The organism is Brevundimonas sp. (assembly GCF_036677305.1).
GTDB lineage: Bacteria > Pseudomonadota > Alphaproteobacteria > Caulobacterales > Caulobacteraceae > Brevundimonas.
On record NZ_JAKFEB010000246.1, the window covers coordinates 1 to 5,588 of the forward strand.

Consider the following 5,588-nt stretch of genomic DNA (forward strand, 5'->3'; position numbering starts at 1 on the left):
GCTGATCGAGGCCGAGGGCTTCGAACGCTTCCTGCACAAACGCTTCCCCGGCACCAAGCGGTTCGGTCTGGACGGCGGCGAGGCCATGGTCCCGGCGCTGGAGCAGATCATCAAGCGCGGCGGGGCGCTGGGCGTCGACGAGGTCGTCTTCGGCATGGCTCACCGCGGCCGCCTGAACACCCTCGCCGCCGTGATGGGCAAGCCCTATCGCGCCATCTTCCACGAGTTCCAGGGCGGCTCGACCGTACCTTCGGACATCGAGGGTTCGGGCGACGTCAAATACCATATGGGCGCCAGCTCGGACCGCGAGTTCGACGGCAACACCGTCCACCTGTCCCTGACCGCCAACCCGTCGCACCTCGAGATCGTCAACCCGGTGGTGCTGGGCAAGGCGCGCGCGAAACAGGCCTTCGACATCCGCGAAGCCCGGGCCGATGGCGGCGAGGCGGCGGCTGAAAAGGCGCTGGACCGCTCCAAGGTCATGCCGCTGCTGATCCACGGCGACGCCGCCTTCGCCGGCCAGGGCGTGGTGGCCGAATGCTTCGCCCTGATGGGTCTGAAGGGCTACCGCACCGGCGGGACGATGCATTTCGTCGTCAACAACCAGATCGGTTTCACCACCAGCCCGCGCAACTCGCGCAGCTCGCCCTATCCGTCCGACGTGGCGCTGATGGTCCAGGCGCCGATCTTCCACGTCAACGGCGACGATCCGGAAGCCGTGGTCTTCGCCGCCAAGGTGGCCACCGAGTTCCGCCAGAAATTCCACAAGGACGTGGTGGTGGACATGTTCTGCTACCGCCGCTTCGGCCACAACGAAGGCGACGACCCGACCTTCACCCAGCCGCTGATGTATTCGAAGATCCGCGCCCTGCCGTCGACGCGCGAGATCTATTCCGAACGCCTGATCAAGGAAGGCGTGATCACCCAGGCAGAGGTCGACGCCGAGGTCGCCCGTTTCGAGGCCTTCCTCGACGCCGAGTTCGACGCCGGCAAGGCGTTCGAGGCCAAGAAGGCCGACTGGCTGGACGGCCAGTGGCAGGGCATCGGCCTGCCCGAGGGCGACGACCGCCGCGGCGCGACCTCGGTCCCGGCGGCCAAGCTGGCCGACCTGGGCCACCGCCTGACCCAGGCCCCCAACGACGTCGACGTGCACAAGACGCTGAAGCGCGTCATCGACGGCCGCCGCGAGATGATCACGACCGGCCAGAACATCGACTGGGCCACGGCCGAGAGCCTCGCTTTCGGCTCGCTGCTGGACGAGGGCTTCCCGGTTCGCCTGTCGGGTCAGGACTGCGTGCGCGGCACCTTCTCCCAGCGCCACTCGGGCATCGTCGACCAGACGACCGAGGCCCGCTACGTCCCGCTGAACCACCTGCGCGAGGGCCAGGCCGAGTTCGAGGTCATCGACTCGGCCCTGTCGGAAGAGGCCGTCCTCGGCTTCGAATACGGCTACGCCCTGACCGACCCGAACACCCTGGTCATGTGGGAGGCCCAGTTCGGCGACTTCGTGAACGGCGCCCAGGTCGTGATCGACCAGTTCATCACCTCGGGCGAGCGCAAATGGCTGCGCATGTGCGGCCTGACCATGCTGCTGCCGCACGGCTACGAAGGCCAGGGACCTGAACACTCCTCGGCCCGTCTCGAACGCTTCCTGCAGCAGTGCGCCGAGGACAACATCCAGGTCGCCAACTGCTCGACCCCGGCCAACTATTTCCACATCCTGCGTCGCCAGATGCACCGGCCGTTCCGCAAGCCGCTGATCATCATGACGCCCAAGAGCCTGCTGCGGCACAAGAAGGCGGTCTCGACCCTCGCCGACATGGCCGAGGGCAGTTCCTTCCACCGCGTGCTGCACGACGACGCCCAGACGCGCCCCGAGGTCTCGGGCATCAAGATCAAGGCCGACAAGGACATCCGCCGCGTCGTCCTGTGCTCGGGCAAGGTCTATTACGACCTGCTGGACCGCCGCGAGAAGAACGTGGCCGACGGCAAGGGCGGCGAGGACGTCTATCTGATGCGTCTCGAGCAGTTCTATCCCTGGCCGATGAAGTCGCTGATGACCGAACTGGCCCGCTTCCCCAACGCCGATCTCGTCTGGTGCCAGGAAGAGCCCAAGAACATGGGCGGCTGGACCTTCGTCGATCCGTGGCTGGAGCTGACGCTCGAGAAGCTGAACGTGAAGGCCAAGCGCGCCCGCTACGTCGGACGCCCGGCCTCGGCCTCGACCGCCGCGGGCCTGATGAGCCGGCACCTGAAAGAACTCGACGCGTTCCTGACCGACGCCTTCGCCTGAACCCGTCCCGGATAACCTCGCGGTTTCCGGGATGACAAATGAACGAACCTGAGAGAGCCCGTCCCATGGCCGACATCCTCACCCCCGCCCTCGGCGAATCCGTCACCGAAGCCACGATCGGCAAGTGGACGAAGAAGGCCGGCGATCCGGTGAAGAAGGACGAGGTCCTCGTCGAGCTGGAAACCGACAAGGTCTCGCTGGAGGTCGTCTCGCCCGCCGACGGCGTGCTGTCCGAGATCAAGGCCCCCGACGGCGAGACCGTGACCCCCGGCGCCGTGCTGGGCGTTGTGACCGAAGGCGCCGCCGCCGCGCCGTCCGCCGAGGCGCCCAAGGCCGAGGCCAAGGCCGCGCCCGCCGCCGCGGCTCCGGCCCCCGCCCCGGCCGCTGAACCCGCGCCTGCCGCCGCGCCCGCCGCCGCTTCCGGCGGCGCCGTGCCGATCATGACCCCGACCATGGGCGAAAGCGTGGCCGAGGGCTCGATGGGAACCTGGCTGAAGAAGTCGGGCGACACGGTCGCCAAGGACGAGATGCTGGTCGAGATCGAGACCGACAAGGTCGCCGTGGAAGTCTCCGCCCCCGCCGCCGGCGTCCTGACCATCGTCGCCGAGGCCGGCTCGACCGTCACCCCCGGCCAGCAGATCGGCAGCATCGCCGCCTCGGGCGCCGCCGCGGCCGCCGCGCCCGCCGCCGCCCCCGCTTCGGGCGGCTCGGCCAACGCCGGCTCGGCCCAGATCAAGTCCGACGATCCTCACCTGTCGCCCGCCGTCCAGCGCGTGGTGACCGAGAACAACCTCGATCCCAAAGCGCTCGCCGCCACCGGGCCGAAGGGCAACATCACCAAGGCAGACGCGGTCGCCGCCATTGGCGCCGCCGCTCCGGCTCCGGCCGCAGCTCCCGCCGCTGCCCCGGCCGCCCCGCGCGCCGACCAGCCGCGCGAGGAGCGGGTCAAGATGACCCGCCTGCGCCAGACCATCGCGCGCCGCCTGAAGGAATCGCAGAACACCGCCGCCCAGCTGACCACCTTCAACGAGGTGGACATGACCAACGTCATGGCCCTGCGCGCCCAGTACAAGGAAGTGTTCGAGAAGCGCCACGGCGTGAAGCTGGGCTTCATGTCCTTCTTCACCAAGGCCATCGTCCAGGCCCTGCACGAGATCCCGGCCGTCAACGCCGAGATCGACGGCACGGACATCATCTACAAGAACCACTACGACATCGGCGTCGCCGTCGGCACCGAGAAGGGCCTGGTCGTCCCGGTCCTGCGCGACGCCGACACCCTGTCGCTGGCGGGCATCGAGAAGGGCATCGCGGCGCTGGGCAAGGCGGCGCGCGACGGCGCCCTGACCCTGGACCAGCTGCAGGGCGGCACCTTCACCATCACCAACGGCGGCACCTACGGTTCGCTGATGTCGACGCCGATCCTGAACGCGCCGCAGTCGGGCATCCTGGGCATGCACAACATCGTCCAGCGCCCCATGGCGGTGAACGGCGAGGTGCTGATCCGTCCGATGATGTATCTGGCCCTCAGCTACGATCACCGCATCGTCGACGGCAAGGAGGCGGTGACCTTCCTCGTCCGGGTGAAGGAACTGCTGGAAGACCCGGCGCGGGCGCTGCTGGACCTGTAGGATAGCGGGCGATGATCGAGATCGCCCGTTTCGCTGATGTCTATGAGGCCGAGATCGCGGCGTCGCGCCTGCGCGCGGACGGCTACGACGTCGTGCTGGGCGGCGCAGAACATGTGAAGACCAACCCTCTGGTGCTTCAGGCGCTCGGCGGCGTGAACCTGTCGGCGCCGAACAGCCAGGCGGCGGCCGCGCGGACCTTGCTTGAAAGCCTTCGGAGCGGCGCCGAGCGGCTCGAGGACGTGGATCCGGTTATCGCCAATCCAGCGCGCAAGGCTGGCCCGCTCGCGCTCCTCGCGGCCATCGGACTTGGGTTTCTGGTCGGCGCCTGACGCCGCATCGGTCCGCGAAGAACGCCTGCTAGCGGACGCCGTCCCGGGTCGCCAGTTCGCCCAGCACCGCATCCGTGTCCTGCCCCAGCGCCGGCGGGGCGCGGTCATAGGCGACCGGGGTCGCGGACATCCGGATCGGGGAGGCGACGGTCCGCACCGGCCCGGCCAGATCGGCCCGCGTCTGCGTCACCTCCAGCCCGCGATGTTTCGCCTGCGGCTCGTCGAACACCTGATCGACGGTGTTGACCGGTCCGCAGGGCACCCCCGCCGCCTCCAGCGCGGCCATCAGCCCGTGCATGGTCCGGCCCGCCGTCAGGGCCGACAGTTCGGCCGTCATGGCGGCGCGGTGCTCGATCCGCAGGGCGTTGGTCAGGAAGCGCGGATCGGCGCCCATGCCCTCGACCCCCAGCGCGCCGCACAGAGCCCCGAACTGGCCGTCATTGCCCACGGCGATGACCACCATGCCGTCGTTGCACGGGAAGGGCTGGTACGGGGCCAGGTTCGGATGCGCATTGCCCATCCGCGTCGGCGCCTTGCCCGAGACGAACCAGTTGGTCGCCTGATTGGCCAGCATGGCCGCCTGGACGTCGAACAGGGCGATGTCGACATGCTGCCCCTGCCCCGTCGCCCGCGCGTGCATCAGCGCCGCCAGTATGGCGTTCGAGGCGTACAGGCCGGTGAACAGGTCGACGACCGCCACGCCCACCTTCATCGGCTCGGCCCCGGCGGCGCCGTCGGGCTGGCCGGTGATCGACATCAGCCCGCCCATGGCCTGGATCATGTAGTCGTAGCCGGCGCGATGGGCGTCGGGCCCGTCCTGACCGAAGCCGGTGATCGAGCAATAGACCAGCTTCGGATTGACCGCCGACAGGGCGGCGTGGTCGAGGCCGTACTTCTTCAGCCCGCCCGTCTTGAAATTCTCGACCACGACGTCGCAGGTCTTCGCCAGTTCGCGGATGACCGCCGCCCCCTCGGGCGTCGCCAGATCCAGCTCGACGGACTTCTTGCCCCGGTTGGCGCACAGGAAATAGGCCGCGTCGCCCTTGGACCCGTCCGTTCTGGTGGTGAAGGGCGGGCCCCAGTGGCGGGTGTCGTCGCCAACGCCGGGCCGTTCGATCTTGATCACCTCGGCCCCGAGATCGGCCAGCATCTGCGTCGCCCATGGCCCGGCCAGCACGCGGGAGAGGTCGAGGACGCGAACGCCGGAGAGGGGGCCGTGGGGCTGGGTCATGCGGCTTGAGTAACCCGTCTCCGGGCGAGGGAGAAGGTCGCCATACCCTTTCGTCATCCTCCGGCAAGCGCAGCGAGACCGGGGGACCCAGCGGCGCCGAAGGCGAT

Annotated in this window: 4 protein-coding genes; 3 read left to right on the forward strand and 1 reads right to left on the reverse strand. The window is 68.9% G+C overall.

The window, feature by feature from the left end; genetic code table 11:
- The 3 genes from V6M42_RS14185 to V6M42_RS14195 form a co-directional block, all read left to right on the forward strand.
- Window positions 1-2,293: 2-oxoglutarate dehydrogenase E1 component (locus V6M42_RS14185; protein WP_332679107.1), on the forward strand; the 2,293-nt coding region annotated here is incomplete at its 5' end.
- A gap of 65 nt (window positions 2,294-2,358) precedes the next feature.
- Complete coding sequence (gene odhB, locus V6M42_RS14190) at window positions 2,359-3,921, forward strand: 2-oxoglutarate dehydrogenase complex dihydrolipoyllysine-residue succinyltransferase (protein WP_332679109.1); 1,563 nt, start codon at window positions 2,359-2,361, stop codon at window positions 3,919-3,921.
- 11 nt (window positions 3,922-3,932) lie between these two features.
- Window positions 3,933-4,250: a hypothetical protein gene (locus tag V6M42_RS14195; protein WP_332679112.1), complete on the forward strand. Its 318-nt coding sequence runs from the start codon at window positions 3,933-3,935 to the stop codon at window positions 4,248-4,250.
- Window positions 4,251-4,278: 28 nt separating this feature from the next.
- On the opposite strand, the gene V6M42_RS14200 is transcribed toward V6M42_RS14195, so the two are convergent.
- On the reverse strand, window positions 4,279-5,481 hold the full coding sequence (locus tag V6M42_RS14200; RefSeq protein WP_332679113.1) for a CaiB/BaiF CoA transferase family protein: 1,203 nt from the start codon (window positions 5,479-5,481) through the stop codon (window positions 4,279-4,281).
- Window positions 5,482-5,588 lie beyond the last annotated feature (107 nt).